Annotated in this window: 17 protein-coding genes and 1 tRNA gene; 4 read left to right on the top strand and 14 right to left on the bottom strand. The window is 46.3% G+C overall.

Annotation, left to right across the window (positions count from 1 at the left end; all coding sequences use genetic code 11):
* Positions 1–143: 143 nt before the first annotated feature.
* From DFQ00_RS01870 to DFQ00_RS01900, 7 genes are all read right to left on the bottom strand, one after another.
* Positions 144–665, bottom strand: a complete 522-nt coding sequence (locus DFQ00_RS01870) for a MarR family winged helix-turn-helix transcriptional regulator (RefSeq protein ID WP_110893559.1) — start codon at positions 663–665, stop codon at positions 144–146.
* Positions 666–713: 48 nt separating this feature from the next.
* Complete coding sequence (locus DFQ00_RS01875; RefSeq protein WP_110893561.1) at positions 714–1,523, bottom strand: alpha/beta hydrolase; 810 nt, start codon at positions 1,521–1,523, stop codon at positions 714–716.
* Positions 1,524–1,823: 300 nt separating this feature from the next.
* Complete coding sequence (locus tag DFQ00_RS01880) at positions 1,824–2,942, bottom strand: GerAB/ArcD/ProY family transporter (RefSeq protein WP_110893563.1); 1,119 nt, start codon at positions 2,940–2,942, stop codon at positions 1,824–1,826.
* A 15-nt stretch (positions 2,943–2,957) separates the two neighbouring features.
* The gene (locus tag DFQ00_RS01885; RefSeq protein WP_110893566.1) at positions 2,958–4,136 is read right to left on the bottom strand and encodes a Ger(x)C family spore germination protein; all 1,179 of its coding nucleotides are present in this window, start codon (positions 4,134–4,136) and stop codon (positions 2,958–2,960) included.
* The gene (locus tag DFQ00_RS01890; protein WP_110893568.1) at positions 4,133–5,650 is read right to left on the bottom strand and encodes a spore germination protein; all 1,518 of its coding nucleotides are present in this window, start codon (positions 5,648–5,650) and stop codon (positions 4,133–4,135) included. Before DFQ00_RS01890 ends, DFQ00_RS01885 begins: the two co-directional genes overlap by 4 nt.
* Positions 5,651–5,896: 246 nt before the next feature.
* Entirely contained in the window at positions 5,897–8,320 is a 2,424-nt protein-coding gene (locus tag DFQ00_RS01895; RefSeq protein WP_110893570.1) for a flavocytochrome c, read from the bottom strand.
* A 13-nt stretch (positions 8,321–8,333) separates the two neighbouring features.
* Positions 8,334–8,948 carry an NADPH-dependent FMN reductase gene (locus DFQ00_RS01900; RefSeq protein ID WP_110893573.1) on the bottom strand — a complete coding sequence of 205 codons (615 nt, stop codon included), beginning with the start codon at positions 8,946–8,948 and terminating at the stop codon, positions 8,334–8,336.
* A gap of 181 nt (positions 8,949–9,129) precedes the next feature.
* Here DFQ00_RS01900 and DFQ00_RS01905 point away from each other — a divergent pair, with 181 nt between their 5' ends.
* From DFQ00_RS01905 to DFQ00_RS01920, 3 genes are all read left to right on the top strand, one after another.
* Positions 9,130–10,059, top strand: coding sequence for a LysR family transcriptional regulator (locus DFQ00_RS01905; protein WP_110893575.1), 930 nt, complete (start codon positions 9,130–9,132; stop codon positions 10,057–10,059).
* Between the two features lie 9 nt (positions 10,060–10,068).
* Positions 10,069–11,007, top strand: coding sequence for an FAD:protein FMN transferase (locus DFQ00_RS01910; RefSeq protein WP_110893577.1), 939 nt, complete (start codon positions 10,069–10,071; stop codon positions 11,005–11,007).
* A gap of 650 nt (positions 11,008–11,657) precedes the next feature.
* A complete protein-coding gene (locus DFQ00_RS01920; RefSeq protein ID WP_110893579.1) occupies positions 11,658–15,281 on the top strand; it encodes an S-layer homology domain-containing protein in 3,624 nt (1,207 codons plus the stop codon).
* Positions 15,282–15,467: 186 nt separating this feature from the next.
* Here the strand turns inward: DFQ00_RS01920 and DFQ00_RS01925 are convergent, their stop codons facing one another.
* The 4 genes from DFQ00_RS01925 to nrdR all read right to left on the bottom strand — a co-directional run bounded on the left by DFQ00_RS01925 (position 15,468) and on the right by nrdR (position 18,000).
* Positions 15,468–16,094, bottom strand: a complete 627-nt coding sequence (locus DFQ00_RS01925) for a type 1 glutamine amidotransferase family protein (RefSeq protein ID WP_110893581.1) — start codon at positions 16,092–16,094, stop codon at positions 15,468–15,470.
* Between the two features lie 104 nt (positions 16,095–16,198).
* A complete protein-coding gene (locus tag DFQ00_RS01930; protein WP_110893584.1) occupies positions 16,199–17,164 on the bottom strand; it encodes a helix-turn-helix transcriptional regulator in 966 nt (321 codons plus the stop codon).
* A 105-nt stretch (positions 17,165–17,269) separates the two neighbouring features.
* A tRNA-Ala gene (locus DFQ00_RS01935) sits at positions 17,270–17,342 on the bottom strand.
* A 190-nt stretch (positions 17,343–17,532) separates the two neighbouring features.
* Positions 17,533–18,000, bottom strand: coding sequence for a transcriptional regulator NrdR (gene nrdR / locus DFQ00_RS01940; protein ID WP_110893585.1), 468 nt, complete (start codon positions 17,998–18,000; stop codon positions 17,533–17,535).
* A 115-nt stretch (positions 18,001–18,115) separates the two neighbouring features.
* On the opposite strand from nrdR, the gene DFQ00_RS01945 reads away from it, so the two are divergent.
* Positions 18,116–18,334 carry an alpha/beta-type small acid-soluble spore protein gene (locus tag DFQ00_RS01945; protein ID WP_110893586.1) on the top strand — a complete coding sequence of 73 codons (219 nt, stop codon included), beginning with the start codon at positions 18,116–18,118 and terminating at the stop codon, positions 18,332–18,334.
* 96 nt (positions 18,335–18,430) lie between these two features.
* Here the strand turns inward: DFQ00_RS01945 and DFQ00_RS01950 are convergent, their stop codons facing one another.
* Genes DFQ00_RS01950 through DFQ00_RS01960 form a run of 3 tightly spaced genes read right to left on the bottom strand, consistent with a single transcriptional unit; the run spans position 18,431 to position 20,441 of the window.
* Positions 18,431–18,994 (bottom strand): lytic transglycosylase domain-containing protein, encoded by a 564-nt coding sequence (locus DFQ00_RS01950; protein ID WP_110893587.1) that lies wholly within the window; start codon positions 18,992–18,994, stop codon positions 18,431–18,433.
* Positions 18,991–19,587 carry a dephospho-CoA kinase gene (gene coaE, locus DFQ00_RS01955; RefSeq protein WP_110893588.1) on the bottom strand — a complete coding sequence of 199 codons (597 nt, stop codon included), beginning with the start codon at positions 19,585–19,587 and terminating at the stop codon, positions 18,991–18,993. The genes DFQ00_RS01950 and coaE overlap by 4 nt, the downstream gene beginning before the upstream one ends.
* A gap of 32 nt (positions 19,588–19,619) precedes the next feature.
* Complete coding sequence (locus DFQ00_RS01960) at positions 19,620–20,441, bottom strand: MntP/YtaF family protein (RefSeq protein ID WP_174812279.1); 822 nt, start codon at positions 20,439–20,441, stop codon at positions 19,620–19,622.
* Between the last annotated feature and the right edge of the window lie 3 nt (positions 20,442–20,444).

Raw genomic sequence — 20,444 nt, forward strand, 5'->3', positions numbered from 1 at the left:
GGCATGGGCGCAGAGCTTCCCTATCCTCATTAAAAATTCCCTCAAAGCCAATAACAGCCTTGAGGGAATCAATTTAGTTCGCTAACATCTCCAGATGAAGTGTGATCGCTCACTTTAAGCCTCTTCTTACATTTCGCAGTTGCTTACTCGTTGCCCGGCTCAATCCTGATGAGCTTGCGCGGCTCTTGCTCCTTCTCACCATACCAGACGAGCACATCTGCAAACAGATCCATGATACGAATAAAGCTTTTTTTGTCTGCCTCCGTAATCTGATCTGCCAATCTAAAAATGTCATCGAAACAAAGCTCACGAACAAATGTAGTGTACTTGGTGTACACTTCGCGGCCCTTGTCCGAAGGCTTGACGTAAATATCTTTGCGATTGCCGCTTAAATGATATTTTTCAAGCAGGCCTTTTTCCGTCAGATTTTTCACATTTTTCGAAAAGGTACTGCGGCTCACACCCAATCGTGCGGCCATCTCGGACATCTTCTCTTCCTGATCCTCTGCTTCAAGGATGTATTCCAGCGTTTGGATCTGGGAAGCAGAGAAGGTCATATCCGTGCCGTAGCTTCGCTGCAATTTGTAGGTGTTGGAATAAGCATTCCCATACTTGATGATCTTCTCGACAAGATCCCGATGCCCACCCATCCAATCTAATTTCATGCGTAATCCCTTTCATCTTCAAATTCTCTCTCTATTACTCTACTGAAATCAGATTCGTTTTTCAATCCATGCAATAGCTTCCTCGATGACTTCATCCTTAGCCTTCTCATTAAAGATTTCATGCATGAGATTCGCATAAATTTTCAGCGTTTTATCTGTGGAAGCGATATCTCCGAAGAAGTCACGAGAATCCTTCTCGCTCACCAGTCCATCATTCGCACCATGCAGCAGCAGCACCGGTTCAACAAATTGCTCCGCATGTTGTTTGAGCCACTCCATGCCGTATCCCAGACTGTTAAACAAATCTACCGAAATCTGCTTTTCTACGAGCGGGTCATTCGCGTAAGCGGATACAACTTCAGGGTCACCGCATACGCCGCTGCCAAGTTCATTCGGGAAATAGGTGCCTGCGGGCAAATCCATCGGCAATTCCCCAGCCACCTTGGTATTGTAACGGGTAAGTGCTCCGGATAAAACGATGCCTTTCACTTTGCCCGGATATTTCGTTGCAAACGAGGAGGTAGCGAAGCCCCCCATGCTATGTCCAATGACAAACAGTGGAGTGTCACCACTCTCTTGCAATGCTGCCTCAACGATAACATTTACATCGTCAATCAGATGATGAAAGTCACTGTAAAATGTTCGTGGTCCCTCGGATCTGGCATGACCTCGATGATCAAAACGATACACGTTAAATCCACGATTGTTTAGCTTCTCCGTCACATAATCATAGCGGCTGGCGTGCTCGGCCAAACCATGTACGATGACTACAGCCGCCTTGGCATTCTCTACTATATCCTTGCTAAAATAAAGCTGCGTACCGTCAAAGGATTGAATCGTTGTCTCACTTTTAGTCATCTTTATCCCGTCCTTTTTGTAGTGTGCAAGTCCGAGCTCCCGAGATATCCTTTCCTTCAAGCCCTACATGAACACCTTTACTATAATATTTATTAAAAATAATATAATTTCTTGCAGAAACAATATATCATCAGATACGTCCTATTGTCTACAAAAAATAAAGCGTTTACATATTTTTTTTTTGCAAATGTAATGCATTCCCCATAATCAATTATCCAAAAAGCAGATACAGCCCGGACCAGTACCTGCCCCCCCTCTACACCTATACGTAACTGTTTAAGAAACAGAACCTTTTCTTAGTCAATTGACAGCCGCCTTCTTCTTCCCGCTATTCCTTTTTCGGTTACGAATCGTTCCCACAATCCACAACAGCAGCGGCAGTAAAATAAAGTTGAAGGGCAGAATAATCGGTACCGCTACAAGCTTGGGAAAAAGGATTGAGCTATCCACAAAGTTCCGTGGCAGCATGGAGAGCACAATAGCAACGGGAGCAACGATAAAGATGAGGATACGCCAGCGTTTGACTCCAAACCACTGTGCAGTCCCATAAGAGGCTGCGAACAGATATAACGACACTTTGATAAAAATGCCCATAATCCAGATCGCAATAACGATCGCATCAAGATTTTGCAGAAAACCAAAGGAGATAAAGCGGACTAAATTGAGAAACGGGTACGTTTGTCTGCCTGCCGTCGAATCACCGAAGATGGCAATACACTCCATCGCGGAAAACAGTGTGAAAAGACCCGCTATAACGGAGCCGAGCAAAGCTCCCTTTACACCTTTACGTGGATCAGCAACAAAAGGAAGAATCATCATGAGCAAAATATTATCACCCAAAAAAGAAGCGGTTGGCAGTGCTCCCTGCAGCAGCACCAACAGGCTATTGTCAGACATCACTGGCAGCAGGTTGTGAACCTGGATATCTGAAATATTAAGTAACAGAGGCACCATTATGCCAAGCAGGATGAGAGGTCCCAGAACCTCGCTGCATCTTGCCAGCACTTCAATGCCGGCATACGATACATAAGCCGCTACAACGAGCATGCCAGCAATAGGGATAACGACCGGTGTAAGCTGAAGAATCGTACCAATCATAAAATCGCCATATTGTCTCAAAATAATTGACAGCACGGTGAACCAATAGAGCACATACACCAGAATGATCACATGCCCCAGAAACTTACCCATTATTTTAGGGGCGTAGGTGATTAGCGATTCATTCGGATACATAATGCTAATGCGTGTCAACACATAGGCCAGCCCCACTGAGAACATGCTGGAGAACAAAATAGATATCCAGGCATCCTGCTTGGCAGCAGCAATGGACGGATTTATAGTGAGCAAAATGGTCATGCCAATCTGCATCGTGGAAATCATCCAAAAGATTTGGTTGCCACTTATTTTCTCCTTGCTCATTCAAACCTGCCCCCTCTATTTAAATTGTTGAGTATTAAACATGCCGGGGCGTAAAATATCCGCTTTTGCTTTTACCGTCACCTTAATTTGCGGAAAAATAGTATGCCATTCCTTCTCATGTTTTTTCCATAAACGAGGATATTTACGGTGAAAAGCTCCTGCAAAATTGAAAATATCCGCTTTATATTTACTCTTGGCTTCATCCATTGCCAGGTGAATACGCTGTTCGATATTTTCTGCAAGCTGTTTCTCCGCCTTGCGCAGGCTTCCACTGCTCTGATCAATGTCAATCTCCGTTGTATTCTGAATCATCTGATTTTTGCTATGCACATGGATTGTAACGGACCACTCCCCGTTTTTATAAACGGGTACAATTCTTGAACGATTCCGCAGAAGCTGAACCGACATGGTGCCCTGCAAATCTTCTGGATGTATCGTAATGATCGTATTATTCATCTCATTTATGGCCCACATGATACCTCTGGTCACCCGATCGTTGGCTATGCCAATCAGTTTACCGTCATGTAAAATGGCTGTTCCATTAATGTAACCTACACCTTTGGTTGGATCTTTCTCGCCGGGTGCTTGAATCAGTTCTACCCAAGGCAGCAGGGCCGTATTACTCTCATCCTCCAGCATCTCCATTAAATGTGCCATCGACGAATTGATGCTCGTTTTGTTAACAGCCATCTCACGCAAAACTTCAGATGTATTACGCTCCAAAATGGAGTGTTTCTCCAATATCGTTTTCGCTTTTCCTTTGCTGACAAAGATATATGCGCGTTCGCGTGGCTCTGAATCCCGCATGAAGAAATCCATGTCTTCCTTTAACCCCCGCTCAACCTTTGCAGCACCGAATAAATAGACCTCCGCATGCCCCCAGAAAATCTTCCGTGAAAATTTCATCTGAAGCTGAGAGAATGCGTCCGCAATATTCACACCATAAGCAGATTGCACAAAAGTCGTTCCTGTTCCGCCCGTTGCCTGTCCAACTGCCTCACTCCCCTGTCCTGAGCCTTGGGGAATATATATTTGGACACTGACTTCAATAAATTTATCATTCAGTTGGTCGATAGCGACACCGGTAACCAGCGCCAGATCATTCACTTCCTTGCGATCCCAGCATCCCCCCAGCAGCAGGCAGAGTAACAGTGAACCCACGAATAATGAAACAAAACGCTGCAGGCGGTTCATGAGGAAGCCCCTTCTTCCCCATGATCAGAACGCTTAAAGGAGGACTGCCGAATTGATTTTTTTCGTCCTGTCAGGCTTGGCCGTTTGCGATTGTTCCAGATCGGTGCACGCATGAAGCTGTCTAACATTTCGCTCCATTTCATCGGTGCAAGAGGCTGCAGGTAAGGAACACCAAGCGAGCGCAGCGAGCATAGATGAATAATGATGGCAATGACACCAAGCATCAGACCAAGGAGACCAAACATACCCGACAAAAACATGATCGGAAAACGTAATAGGCGAATGGCAATGCCTGCACTATATTGTGGCAATAGAAAAGAAGCGATCCCCGTAATGGCAACAACCATAACCATGGGTGATGAGACAAGTCCGGCTGAGGTAGCAGCCTGTCCTATGACAAGCGCACCAACGATACTGACTGCAGAACCTACCTGTTTGGGCAGTCGTACGCCGGCTTCACGCAGCGCCTCAAAAGAAACTTCCATAAGCAGTGCCTCGACAAGTGCGGGGAACGGAATATCTTCCCGCGACTTCGCAATGCTAAGCAGCAACGACGTGGGCACCATCTCCTGATGGAACGTCAGCACCGCCACATAAAGCGAGGGCAGCAGCAACGAAATAATCAGAAACAGAAATCTCAGCCAACGGATAAAACTGCTAATGATATAGCGCTGATAATAGTCTTCCGGTGACTGCAGCATCGCAAAAAAGGTCGTTGGTGCAATGAGACAAAATGGGGTGCCGTCGACCATAATGCCGATTTTCCCTTCCAGCAGGGAGGCACTAACTACATCGGGACGTTCCGTGACTTGAATCTGCGGGAAGGGTGAATACGGGTGATCCTCGATCAAGCCCTCGATATAACCACTTTCGAGCACACCGTCGATATCAATCTTCTCAATTCGGCTTCTGACCTCTTCCACCAAAGCATGATTAGCGATTCCGTCAATATGAGCGATAATGACAGACGTCTTTGTATATCGCCCGACTTGAAGCGGTTTTAACTTTAGTGAAGGGTCTTTGATTTTGCGCCGCAGCATCGAAGTGTTGACACTGAGCGTTTCCGTAAATCCTTCCCGAGGTCCCCGGATAATTGATTCTGCCGCGGGTTCCTCAATCCCCCGTTGCTGCCACCCAGCTACACCGACTGCAATGCCAAAGGGCAGCTGATCCACAAGCAAGGCGACACATCCGTTTGCAATGTGCTTTAACAAATCCTCGAAGCTGGTCACGATGGTGAGCTGGCTTGTCGTAACGATGGAGCATATGTATGCAAAGTCAATATGTGAAGTATCCGTGCGAGCTTGCAGGAGCGGGGCCAGCACATGCAGATCAAGCAGCGCTTCATTAACCATGCCGTCAATAAACAGGAGAAATGCTTCTTTGCTGCCAGCCAACGGAAACGTTCTAGTTTTGATATCTGTAGAATGGTTATATATCGTTTGAATAATGTCTATATTTCCGGCAAGCTCGGTGCTGAAGGGCATATCACGGTAATCTATAACGTCGACCATCTGAATGCTCCTTAGTTATGTGGAGTAGTTACACAATTTCAATGTGAGTATATATTTTCCCGAATCGGATAATTTATTCTATTCCAATGGAGGGAACAGCAAATAAAGAAATACAGCCACGTAAATTCACATCGAAAAAACCCGCTACACTCGGAAATCCTTGTGTATAGCGGGTTATTTAGATATGAGACCTAGTATTATATTTTATATAAGGAGGGATTTACTTCTTTTCACCCTCTCTCTACATTATTTGATCTCATCTACAGCCGTTTTACCTGCGATTCGTCCAAAAGTAAAGATGTCTGTCAGGGCATTGCCCCCCAAACGGTTACCGGCATGAATACCTCCTGCAACTTCCCCGGCGGCATACAGATGTGCAATCGGCTGACCGTTTTCATCCAATACGCGAGTTTGGGTGTCGATCTTGATTCCGCCCATCGTATGGTGAACGGCAGGCTTTCTTGGCGTAGCGTAGAACGGAGCCTGCTCGACTTTTAAGCTAAACGTATCCTTATGGAACTCTGGATCAAAGCCCGCTTCCACATAAGAGTTATACTTATCAATCGTTGTTCTGAGAACCTGAGGGTCCATGTTGATTTGTAGCGCCAGCTCTTCAATTGTATCGGCTCTGAACAGGGTGCCCGCTTCCACTTGACGGTCGATCTTTTCCTGACTTGTATTCGCAGCGGTTTTCTTGATCTCGTCATCGGCAATCAGATAAAATAAACTTCCCTGCTCAATCGCCGCTTTGGTTAAAACATCTCGTCCAGAGAATTCATTAACGAAACGTTCTCCCTTTTTGTTAACAATAACAAAATTTTCTGGCGGTACCTGTAGTCCACTGAAAAGCTCACCTGTTTCCGGATCGGCTACCGGCATCATTTGAGTGAAGCCCATGCCTGTCAATGCTGCTCCTGCACTCTTACCGAGCGCTATGCCATCACCAGTCATTGCATAGGAATTGGTTGTTTTGATATCATCGTCAATATGGCTCCAGTATGTGTTATATTCCTTGAGCATCTGCGTATTTGCACCAAAACCGCCACTGGCAAGCACAACCGCTTTCGCATGAACCGTGATTTTCTGTCCATTAACCCCTGTTGCAATAACTCCTGCAATTTTTCCATCTTCAATAATCAATTGTTTTACCGGGGTGTCTGTAATAATCTGTCCGCCATTGTCTTCTACATATTTGCTAAGTGCAATGATAAATGCAGATCCATAGCTTTTGACAGGCTTGTGACCACGGCGCCACAGGGCACCTACCGGAGCAAACACGATGCTTTTATCATATTCAACACCAATATCCTCAAGCCACTGTACACTTTCCAGGGCACGATCGGTAAGCACCTTAACCAGATCATACTGTCCATAGATCGTGGTGCCATTCAGGTCGGTTCGTTTGCCACCAAAATACGTCTGCATTCTGTGCAGAAGCGGGGAGTCAAATAAATAAGCTTTTTCAGTACCGAACTTTTCCTGATAAGCAGTAAATTCTTCCTTCAGAGCATGGAAATCATCTATATATTCCGGGTGAATCAGGCTTTCATCGGTACTTAACAAGTTCTCAATCGTTTGTCTTTCCCCTGGATTCTCACTAAACTTTTGTTGCCATACAGGATCTGCCGCGTTAACAGGTCCCCCTGAACGGATCGTGTTACCCCCAACAGCAGGATATTTCTCAAGCACAATCGCACTTGCGCCCTGCTGTAAAGCTGTAGCAGCCGCACTGAGTCCGGCGCCGCCTCCCCCTACAACAACCACATCACAAGTATATTCCTCATCAGCCTTCATCTGGCTGCTGGCAGGTTTTGGACGTCTTTTCAGAATGTCCGGGTTCACTCCGGCGAGCTTGACCGCTTTGGCGACACCGTTGATGACAGCGTTACTTGTCTCGGAAGCCCCGGATAGAGCATCTACATTCAGCGTCTGTCCTTCGATAATTTTATTCGGGATTCTTACAAAAACGACATCGGCAATGCCTTCGGTCTCCCCTTGGGAATCAATATCAATGCTTTCGATCCGATTTTCACTAAAGGATACCTTCATCGGCAGATTTCCGCTGTGACCGATCGCATTGACCTCATACACACCCGGTTTATAAGTGAACTCTTCTTCCTGATTGAGCTGATTGGAAATTTTGGCAAAGCGAAGGAACCGCAGGAAGCAGACTTCCAGGAAATCAATCGTTCCTTCATTGTTCAGGTTGCCTGATTCGTCAAATGCTTTATGGGCACTGCCTAACAAAAATTCATACCCTGGCATCACGTTTGCTTCAACACCCGGTGCATCCAGGATTTGACGAAGATGCAGCTGCGCACGCGAGGAGCCTTGCGTTCCCTGTGACGCACCAATAATCATAACCGGCTTGCCAGCAAGCGGATGGATCTCAAAGCTCAACCACTCCAGCAGACTTTTGAGAGATGAGGGGATGGAATGGTTATATTCTGGAGTCGCAATAATAACGCCATCACTCGCTATAATCTTTTCGTTAAACGATTGTATAATTGCACTGTTCGTTTGATTATCGGATTGATTAAACATCGGAACATCGGTAATATCAAGAATTTCAATGGCTGCTCTGGATTCAAAATGCTTCTGCATGAACTGTAGCAGCCTGCGATTATATGATTTCTTTGCATTTGTGCCAACGATCGCTATGATTTTCATTGTAGTTAGCCCCCTACTCTTGCCAGGAAAATTTTTTCGTTTTTTTCTTCAACGTCCGTTTTGACAGCAGCTCTGTCGTGATCTCCGTAAACAAAACAAACTCTCTGAAAATTTCCTCAAGCTCCGCTACCTTCTCAGCACTGATCAGGTTACCGCTGTTATCAAATGCACTCTGTGATTTTCCCAATAGAAACTCACTGCTAGGCATCATTCTTGCACCAAGCTCAGGTGAATCCAGAATCTGTCTGAGATGTGCCTGCGCTCTGGAAGAGCCAAGTGAACCATGGGAAGCACCCACGATCAGAACAGGCTTGTTTTTCAAGGTTTGAGTCGTGTAGCTGATCCATTCCAGCGCACTTTTCAACACAGCAGGAATCGCATGATCGTACTCAGGAGTAGCGATAATGATGCCTTCTGCTTTAGCAATTTGATCCAACAAGTCTTGCACCTTCACAGGAATATCAACTTCAGCATCCTCTAATTCATCTTTTTCAATAAAGGCAGGCAAATCCTTAATTTCAAACAAGTCAATCTTGACCTCACTTGCAAAATGCTTTTGCATAAATTGAAGCAGTGTCCGGTTCGTGGAGACATCCGAATTCGTGCCTACGATAGCTAAATAATTCATCGTAATCCCCCTTCTGTCATTCGAGATGATGTTCGTAAATGTCAGACTCGATCTTTTCGGCATAACTCTAACATATCAAAGCTCCAATAATCTAATAGTTATTCATTGCAGTTTGATAACTAATTTGTTATAATCAGCTCAAATCCTAAGTTTGTTACTTTTTTCACAAAGGGTGAGGGACATGTCTAAATTAGAATCGCAGGATATTTTATGTTACATCGACAGCCTTCTAAAATACAGCAATTATAGCAAAGCTGCTCAATCGCTTTACATCTCTCAGCCCTACCTGACCAAGGTGATCAAAAAAATTGAAGGTCAATTAGGCTGTGAATTAATCACTCGCAACAAACTGCCTTACCGATTGACCGAGCAGGGGAAAATCTATTATCAGTATCTAACGTCACTTGAACACAGCTATGCCAAGCTAATCAGGGAAATCTCTTATTTATCGGATATCGACAATAAAGTGTTTCGAATCGGCATTCTGCCAAGCCTTGGTTCCTACTTAACTCCCCTTTTTCTACCGAGGTTTCTTGAGCTTCATCCGGGCTATACAATTAATCTTGTAGAGGATTTACCTGAAAAAAATGAGAAGCGCCTCCAGAATAACGAGCTCGACTTCTGGATCGGGCAAAATTCAAGCAGCATCTCCCCTAACCTGAACTCGTTTAGCTGGGGGCGGCACAGTTACCGGGCCATTATTCCGCGTTGCTGCGAATTATATCAAGAAAATGCTGCAGTCATCCCGGAGGGCACGATTGAGATCAGCACCATTTTGAGTCAACGACTTATTCTAACCTCGAAAGGCTCGGCCATCCGTAAACAGATTGATCAGTTACTCAGCGTCTACAAGGTGCAGCCCAATATCGTCATGGAGAGCAAGGAAATCTACACCGTGCTGAAGCTTGCCAAGCATAACCTTGGTCTGACGATTGTGCCCGAGAGCATTCGGATTGACGAGTGCCCTTCGGAATATAATATCTATCCCATCCCTGTAGAGAAGATGTGTCTGGATTATTTTATAGCCCATCATGGAGAAAAAAAGCTGAATAGCGTAGATCATGACCTCATCCATACTTTTCTCAATCACGGACAGCAATGTGCGATATAGGAGGCTATCATGAAACCTTTTACAAGAACGATTCCGCTCATGGGAACTAACATCTCTCTCTATATCAAAGGGGCAGATGCTGAAGAGCTTGCCGAGGAAGCAGCGCAAATGCTAATGCGTTATGAGCAAGTGTTTAGTGCCAACAGTGAGCACTCGCAGCTTGCAATGCTAAAAAAAGAAGCCGCATCTCTTCCGCTCAAGGTAGACAGTGAACTGTATGATCTTATCAAGATAGGCAAAGAACACAGTCTGCATGACAATTCCTTCCTAAACATTGCGATTGGTCCGTTGATCAAATTGTGGAGAATTGGATTCCGTGAGGCACGTGTGCCGCAGGATACAGATATTAAAGCAGTGCTTGAGCTGTTGAATCCGCAGCATATACAGCTTGACGATGAGCAGCAAACGGTCCACTTATGTAAAAAAGGTATGGAGATCGACCTTGGAGCGATTGCTAAAGGATATTTTGCCGATCAAGTGATGGCATTTTTCAAGAAAAACGGAGCTGTCTCCGCTATGGTCGATATGGGCGGGAATGTGCTTGTTCATGGGGACTCCCCCTCTGGCTTCAGTCACTGGAAGGTCGGAATACAAAATCCCTTTTTGCCCCGGGGAAATGCAGCAGCCTATGTTAGCATCCGAGAGCAGTCCGTCGTTACCTCAGGTATATACGAGCGCGTTCTGAAAAAAGAAGGCCAGCAGTACCATCATATCTTCAACAGTACAACTGGCTATCCGATGGAAAGCAACATCGCTTCGTTAACCATTATCGCGGACAAGTCGCTGGATTGTGACATCTATACGACAGAATTGTTCGGGTTAGATGCCGCCTCCATTATTCACAAGGTGAACGCCATGGAACAGATCGGAGCTGCCGTCATTACTAAGGATGGAAACCTGGCCTACACCGAAAGTCTCAAGGGCAAGATCCATCCCATCACAACGTGAAATGACGATACGATTTATGGAAGAAAGGAATGATGCAGGTACGTTGACAGGAAGGAAATCCCTGGTTGCGGCAGGATAGTCATGTACCTTGAGCCCCAACCTCCAGGGATCACTACTATATCGGGATCAGGACACTTATGGATCGTATACGCTGGATTGATGCCCAGCCCTCCCAATGCTTGGTCGGACCTCCCGTTCCCGCCAGAGTGTACACATGAAAGTCCTGCCCTCTGTTGCTTCCTGAGATAAAAACTTCATATGTTGATCCTATAGGATCATATAGAGCCCTCGTTTAATATTCAGAAACATACAACCCATAGCACAACTTGAAAGCAAGGCGACCTAACTCAAGGCGCTAGCGCCCCCTTCTGAAATAAATACGCTTACATAACTTCTCATATTACGTCATCAACGATTTCTATTCAATGTACTATCAGGTTAATAAAGTGATTTTTTTATTTCATTTTGCAATTGGTGCAGACAGCAACACCATTCATATGAACGAATCTAATTCTATTGATAATTCAAGTATTGAAATCCTTACACGACATAGTATATATAGTTGGGCGCTTGTCAGTCGATAACGTGTCCGAATACGATGCGGGTGAAGTCATGGCGCACCGGATCGAAAAATAAGGAGGATTTCATTTATGCCAACACGTTTTACCAGAATGCTTGCACTCATCTGCTGCTTGGTTATGGCCGCCTCGTTGATGCCTACGAGCTATGCTGCCGGCAATGACAACATCGGGAACGCAACCGTAGCGAATGAAACACCGACCGCTATTTTTGGAACTCCCGAACTCGGGTCTAATGACCCTCTCTGGAGCCAAACCATGGAGCATCACATCAACAAAAGCACTGTGCCCACCGACACAAGACCCCATGCCACAGGCACAGCCAGAATCCTCTGGGATCATGACTACCTGTATGCCCGCGTAGCTGTGAATGACAGTAATCTATATCAGGGAGCTGGGGGTGATCACCGGTACGACAGCCTGGAGTTTTATGTTGGTAATGGAAGCGGGGGCTCAAACCAATGGCGTGTCAGCGCCACGGGGGTGTTTTCAGGGCAGGCCGCTCCAGGCAGAGCTGCATGGACCCAGATCACGGAAACCGGATATATCGTGGAAATGAGAATACCCAAAAGAAATCTGATCTTACAGGAGGGAAAGCTTACCTTTGAGGTCTATATCAATAACTCGACAGAACAAGGCGGTGACCGCTATGAAGTCGTTTCCTCTTTTGGAGTTCCAGACGCAGCTTATACCAGCTCAGCTTCATTTACAGACAGCCTGCAGCTTATCCCAGCCAATGAATTAGACACCAGATTATCCATTACCGCCACTGTCGGACCGGGCGGCTCAATCATGTCGAACCCACCCGGCGATGTGCTGAGAGTAGATCGAGGCTCTAACAAAGAAATAACGTTTACCCCCGATTCCGGTAAAGTTGTCGATACCGCAACGGTAGACGGCGAGATCGTGAATCTATCTGATGGCACTTATACCTTTTCAAATATTGAGGCTGATCATACCATTCATGTAACATTCAAAAACGATCTGAACGCGGAGATCCTTCCCTTTATCGTATGGAATGACAACTTCGCCAGTGGCGAGTATACAACAGCCGTCATTATCGACTTAGGCGAAGGGAAGGCAGCGTTAGGCTCCGAGCTTAATCCCCGCTTGTTTGCCTTGTCGGCTAGGAATACAACCCTGAACGGTGAAGCGGTTACCTTCGAAGGAACACGCAAGATCACTAGGGTGTACGCTAATGACGAACCGAAGGTACGCGGCTACCTGGGGCCGATAAGCAATTCGCCAGATTATCAGGACGGACTGGAGAGCGGTCGTTACATCGTGGTTGAGTCTGAGTTTTATTCAGAGAGCGGAGGCACTACAACGCTGGATGGCAGCAGTAACTCGACAAAGCAGGTTTACACCATTGTCCAAAAAGGCGAAATCGTATTGACAGAAGGAAATCCGCTTCACAACGTCGTTTTTGAACAAGAAAAAGTTGTGAATCCAATCCTCGATCAATTTGCAACATTCACGGACAATTCAGTCAATCGTTCGCTCTACCTTCACAAAGATGAAAACGGTAACGTGATGAAAGGATTGCCGCTGTACGTTTATACCCATGGCATGTCACGCGGCGGAACAAACGCAGGGGTAGACCAAAAAGCGGCCATGAAATCAGCCAACGGCTCCGTCGCTCTAATGAAAAAGATGGCACAGAAGCCCGAGAAATACGCCAGCCATATATTGAATATTTCCTATAATGGCGTATCAGTTCCATCAACAGAACATGTGAAGAAGGTCATAGACGCCCTGATTGCCAGCGGCGAAGTAGATCCTAATCGTGTTTACGCAGCAGGCTTCTCCTGGGGCGGACAGTATACGAATAACTTAGTTAACAGCCACCCTGGCTTCTTCGCTGCCGCCGCACCGATGGCCCCGGTAAGCGGTTCACCGAACGCCAACACTAACAACGCTCACAACACCCTGGCCTATTGGATGTTTTTAAATGCTCATAATGTTGGAGGCTACCAGACTAACCTCAATAACTACATCAATACCAATATGCCAAAGATGATCAATGCAAGGGCTTCGCGCTTTGAGAGTAATGAGGCGCTTACGTGGCCCTACAATCAATTTGATCAGCCAAACCTGAGGCCTAATCCCGATAACACACCTGTTCTCGCTGATTATATAGCGCATGAAGTTGAAGCAGCGGTTCTCTACAACCAAATAACGATGGGAAGTTGGAGTATGGCTCCCACCGCGCAGTCCTCTAACTTACCGGCTTGGAACAATAACTACACAGATGTCTTTGATTGGATGTTCGCGCAAAGAAAAGCGGTTGTGCCCGGTACGCCGAGCGGCTTCAAGGCAACTGCGGGTGACAGACGGGTCACACTGAGCTGGACTGCTCCTGTTGATGACGGGGGAAGCGTAATATTGGGCTACAAGGTGTGGTATGACAACGCAGCACCAGTCATATTGGATGCTGCGGAGACCCAATATACCTTCAAGGAGCTGACAAACGGCCGAAGCTACAGCTTCAAGATTATCGCGGTGAACGCCAAGGGCGACGGTGCGGAGATCCGTGTGACGACCATGCCGACGGCGGCGACAACTCCTACCCTGCCTGATTCTGGTGGCAATACGGGCAACATCAGTAATTCAAGCAACATAGGTAACACACCCAACACCAGCAATACAGGCACCGGGACAAACGCTGGAATGTCGAAGTTGACCTACACAGTAAATACACCGAAGGATAAACCCGCTGTCACAGACAAAAATGGCAACACCACCCTGCCCGGCGGCGGCAAGCTTGTGACCAAGGGCGGGACGAATATCACGGTACCTGAAGGCACATCAATAGACTCAAACGGTAAGGCGACCATTCCGGCGGACAAGAGCGCCCAAGTGACACTCCCGAGAAGCAAAAGCACAGTGACCATTCCTGGTGGCTCGATTATTGCGAGCGACGGAACGGTAAGAGTAGGCGGCAAAGAAGCGCACATAAACCTGCCAAATGGCAATCAAATGCATCTCCATGAAGGATCGAGGATACGGAGCGACGGGACGGTTATGGTCGGGCCAGACGGAGCAAGATTTGGCTTAAAGAACGACATGTCACTGAACATCCGTGGGGATGCGGAGCTGGCCTTCAATGACGCCATCCCACTCGGCTTCCTCGTGGTATCAGGCAATCCATTCATGGATACCACGATGGACGACTGGTTTTACAGCTATGTAAATTGCGCCTACACATACGACCTTTTCAACGGCACAACGTCTACGACGTTCGCACCGGGTACCGCAATGACGCGTGCAATGTTCGTGCAGGTATTGGCCAATCTGGAGAACATAAACCACGCAGACTACACGGGTTCCCGCTTTAGGGACGTATCAGACGGACCGTGGTACACGGCGGCAGTCGAGTGGGCGGCAGAAAAAGGCATAGTCAACGGTGTAAGCCCAGACCAGTTTGACCCCCATTCTCCGATGACACGCGAGCAGATGTTAGTGATCCTTTACAACTACATGGAATACAAGGGCTATGAAATACCTGAAAGCCACTCTAAGTCCTTCGCAGACGAAAGTGAGATCAGCTCATGGGCGTTGGAAGCCGTTCAAGCGCTGCGGGAGATCGGTATTGTATTAGGCAAGCCGGATAATCTTTTTGCTCCTATAGCCACTGCTACCCGCGCCGAAGTAGCTACTATCTTTGTAAGGTTTGTCGAACGCCTCGCTAAGTGAGAGCGCATACAGGACAAAGCGGCCCCTTCCTGCTAAACAATACAACCTAAAGTCTTCCCATTGTAAGGACCCTTTCCGAGAACCTCCTTACTTTACAACGCCCAGTGAGCAGAGTGACCTACCAGTCAATCCATCAAAAAAACGTCATCACATTTAAGTGATGGCGTTTATCTTTGAATGGAGCTGTCATTGAATTGAACTCATTAACTTGTAGAAATATTGAGATTCATGAGTTTTATTAAGTTGATACCAAGCGTCTAATGTTTCTGGAGAAAATACATCTAGCGCTCGTAAAACATGAACAGAAAATTCTAATGGAGCTACTCCGGAAGCGGTGATCAGCTTTCCATCCGTAACAGCAACGTCCATTTTGTAATATTCTTCGCCCGTGTAAGACGGACAAATCATTTTAAGGTACGCCAGATCATTGCTTGTATGCGAGCGGGAGTCTAACAACCCTGCTTGAGCAAGTCCTATGGAAGCACCGCAAATGGCTCCAACCACGATCCCTTCCTCTAGACATATCTCGGAGATTTTTAATATGGGCCTGTGAATAACATCTGTCCATGTATTTCCGCCTGGTAAAATCAGTGCATCTATGCTTGTAATGCTGCACTCATCCACTTTAATGTCAGGTGTTATTTTCAATCCGCCCATTGTAGTTACTGGAGACTTTTCGATCCCAACGGTGACTATTTGTGCTGGAGCCAGCCCCTTTTTAAAGTATCTTCCTGAATTCAGCTCGGCCGTTAAATAACCGATTTCCCAATCGGACATGCTGTCAAAAACATAAACATATACTGTACTTTTCATTTTGAATTTCTCCCTTTTTCTATCTATGAAGGACTACAATCCATCGGATAATCACTGACTATCTCATTATAAAATAGCTTCACTGACATCCGCTGTCAGTGAAGCTATGAGTGTTGATAATATTGCATTAACTCTGATGCAATAGCAGCAAGTCTGTCTTTCACGCTCTGTGGCTCGATTATTCGAATGGATTTACCATAGGATAGGAGAAAATAAGGGACAGAAGTATGAATGGATTTTTCCTCGAATAAAAAGATGGCTTGATTAGATGTTCGCTCTTTCAGATGATGCCCTAAAAACCAATGCATGCTTAGCTCGTCTAATGCCTCTGGCCTGCCTTCAATCTTTAAAGAAACTAACCCTTCCTTACCCACAAGATCAGGTAACAGGTTTTTCATAAAAAATTTACGGCTAGAAAAAGCTTCAGGACGCTTAAAAATGAGTTGAGTACGCTTGATTCGTAAAATCCGATCTACCCGAAAACTCCGTATTTCATTTCTTAGTTGGCAAAATGCAACCGTATACCATTTATTGTTCCAGTAGACAATTCCATAAGGATCTATTATCCTGCTCTTTGGCTTCTCTTCCCGGCTTGTACGATAAAGCATCTCTACAGAGATTTCCTTTTCTACAGCATGCTCCAAATCCGCTAATACGAGCTGACTCGAAGGGCTGACCATGCGGTTTATTACTTCAAATCCAGATAATTGTTGGTTTAGTGTGCTCTCTTGTTGCTCATTCGAATACATTTTCAACTTGGCTGTCGCATTCTCTAATGTCTCAGTCAATGGGTACCCAGCTTCTTTTGCAAAAACAGCAGCATGAAGAAGTGTCTTTTTTTCTTCCATATCAAATAGCAGAGGCGCTCTAATAAAATGATTCAGTAGACTGTAGCCACCATGATGACCCGCGTCGGATATGATCGGCACTCCACTAGAACATAGTGCATCAATATACCGGTAAACGGTTCTTATATTTACTTCTAACTTTTCGGATATTTGTTTTGCAGTCCACTTCTCTCCCGAATTCAACATCCATAGAATGGTTAACATATTATCCTGTTTTGGCATATAACAGCCCTCCTCCAACTCACCTTATTTGGAATTTCACCGTGCGATTGATTTTCACTAAAAACAAAAGAACGGCATCTCTGCCGTTCTTTTGTCAAACTCTTATGGAGCCTAGGGGGATCGAACCCCTGACCTCATCGCTGCCAGCGATGCGCTCTCCCAGCTGAGCTAAGGCCCCGGGATATGTAATTCAAGCTTGTCCTGCTTAATTCAAAATCATTTTTGCAGGCGACTCCTATATCATATAAAATCCCCTCTGGACTGTCAATACCCTTTTCATGCACCGAGATCATATGGAGAAGAACATTCATTCTGCGGGCACTGATCAAGTGTAGCCCCGGATTGCTCTTCTCCTTTCCCCCACGAAACTAGTCCTCCAGCTCTTCTTTGGACAGCAGTGATTTCAGCTCTTTCATAAACATGTTGATGTCCTTGAATTGACGGTACACGGACGCAAAGCGTACGTAAGCCACTTCATCCACAGGAAACAGCTGCTCCATTAACAGCTCGCCAATCTGGCGACTCTCGACTTCAGCTTCTGCTGTATTACGCAGTGACTTCTCCACTTCCGATACCATCATCTCCAGCGTCTCCACCGAGACAGGACGTTTCTCACAGGCACGAATCAGGCCACGTAGAATTTTGTCACGGCTGAACTCTTCCCGGCTGCCATCTTTTTTAATAACAATCAGTGGAGTCTCTTCAATCATCTCAAACGTTGTAAATCTTCGGGCACACTGCTCACACTCACGGCGACGACGAATGGATTTTGCTTCGTTGGCCGGACGCGAATCAAGCACTTTGGTACCCATATAACCGCAATAAGGACACTTCAAATCAGATCACTTCCCACGTTTTACTTTTTACCACATATTCCCTGATCCTGTTTTGTTATGAAAATCGTATTGGCGACACATAATACTTTTACCAACCGCGAGGAGGTGAACAGCAATGGCACAAACCAACAGCAGCAACAACTTGGTAGTAACTAAAGCTTCCGCAGCTCTGGAGCAAATGAAATACGAAGTTGCTCAAGAACTCGGAATCAGCATTCCACAAGATGGATACCAAGGTAACATGACTTCTTACGAGAACGGTTCGATCGGTGGATACATCACGAAGCGTCTGGTAACAATTGCAGAACAGCAATTGGCAGGTCAATACCAATAATATCTGCATCGTAATACGTTACACAGAGGAGCATGGGGCGACCGGTAGAATACCGGTCTGCTCCGTGCTTCTGCTTATCTCTTTCCGAGCAACACATCAGAACGTATCGTAGATCTTCACATACTGATTATAATAGTAAATAACCCGTTGTACATAGTGGCGTGTCTCGCCAAAAGGAATATCCTTTACCGTTTCAAGTTTGCCATCCCATACACCATTTTTCAACCAGCTGCTGACTTTACCCGGCCCGGCATTATAGGCCGCAATCATCACGATTTCGTTGCCGTGAAACTGGTCGGACAGATTACGCAAGTACCATGTGCCAAGCTGAATATTACGTTCTGGCTCATGCTTAAGCTCCTCCAGCGACGTATTCGGAATGTTGGCTTGCTCCAGAATCCAGTTGGCCGTATCCGGCATGAGCTGCATCAATCCGATCGCGCCGCGTTTGGATTCTTTGCTGGTTTTGAAATTCGTCTCCACCTTAATAATGGAAGCGATCAGAAACGGGTCCACCTCATAACTCTGGGATTGTGCCCGAATCTCCTCCTTATACTGGATCGGGTAGAACCACGCCATCCAGTTCGTGTTGAGAAACAAGACAAGTACAAAGGAAATGAACATGATCAGCAGCACACGTTTTTTACGTAATATCTTCATAACAGACCCTTACGGTTTAAAAATGCTTGAAGCTGCTTCTCCGTCTGAGCCCATGAACCGCTGTTATCAATAACGATGTTCGCTCGCTCTTTTTTGCGTTCAATATCCATCTGTGCCGCAATACGTGCTTCCGCGTCAGCCTGAGTCATCTGGTCACGGCTCATCAAACGTTCCAGCTGTACCTCTCTTGGCACGTAGACCACAAGGATTTCCTCAAAGCCGTCCTCCAGACCAGATTCGTACAGCAAAGGAATATCCGACACCACCAGCTTGTCCGGATGCTGCATTTCATATGCAGCTGCTCTCTCACGCATCTCCTTCCGTATAGCCGGATGTGTGATAGCCTCAAGTGCTTTTCGTTCCTCAGGGTGCTGAAAAACAATACTGCCCAGCTTTTTCCGATCCAGTGTGCCGTCCTCGTTCAGTATGGCTTGTCCAAACCGCTGAACAGCGGCAGCCAAAACGGGATGCCCGGGCATCATCACTTCCCGGGCAATAACGTCTGCATCAATGAGCAGCGCTCCCTTACTGGCGAGATACGCGGAAACACTGCTTTTGCCTGTTGCGATTCCGCCAGTTAAGCCTATATTCATCGTTTCACCTCATAACAGCTTCATTATCATCCTTATAACAGCTTTATTACACCCATAATCATTAACAGCAGAGCTGGCAGGATCGCAAGCTTTTGCATCCAGCGCTGCGCTGCAAACCGCAGTCCGACCTTCATGCCTAGCGACAGTAATGCTCCGCTGAATACCGCAATGACCAGTGCAGTCCACAGCGTAGGAAACCCAAGCAGCGCCGCACCAAGACCTGCTCCGAATGCATCCAGTGACAAGGCAATGCCCAGCCACATCGCTTCCTGCGTCGAGATGCTACCTGAATTATCCATGTCCGCCTTGGACGGACTGCGCAAAATCTGAATGACCACCCCAAGCTTGCGCAGCTCCAGCGTAAATACCATTCGTTCTACCACTCCATCGGTTGGTGAAGGCTGTATCTCCAGTGCCATCAACTGATTTTTGCCTTTGGATGACGATGGCGGGTCTAAATCTGTTGTGCCCATCCCTGGTAAATTCGTTTCCTGATGTACTTCTGCTTGCGCTGATGTTGGGCTTTGAACCCGTGTTGAATGAATCAACGCCACATTGTCTGCTTCCTCGTTTTCCTTGCCACGACGACGAATCAGTTGCAGGAGCGACCAGGCTCCGATCACAATGAGTATGACAGCTCCCACAATGGATGCCACACCGGGTGATACAACACGAGATAATAACACCCCAACCTGCATAGACAATGCAATAACCAGTCCCGAACAAAGCGAAATAATAGCAATGGATAAGAGCGGAATCTTGGTCCTCCGAAGTCCATATGTAATCCCAACTCCAAAACCATCTAAACTAACCGCAAAAGCAAGCGCCAGTAATGAAATAAAATGATGCAGCACCCC

Source organism: Paenibacillus barcinonensis, from assembly GCF_003217495.1.
GTDB classification, from domain to species: Bacteria; Bacillota; Bacilli; order Paenibacillales; family Paenibacillaceae; genus Paenibacillus; species Paenibacillus barcinonensis.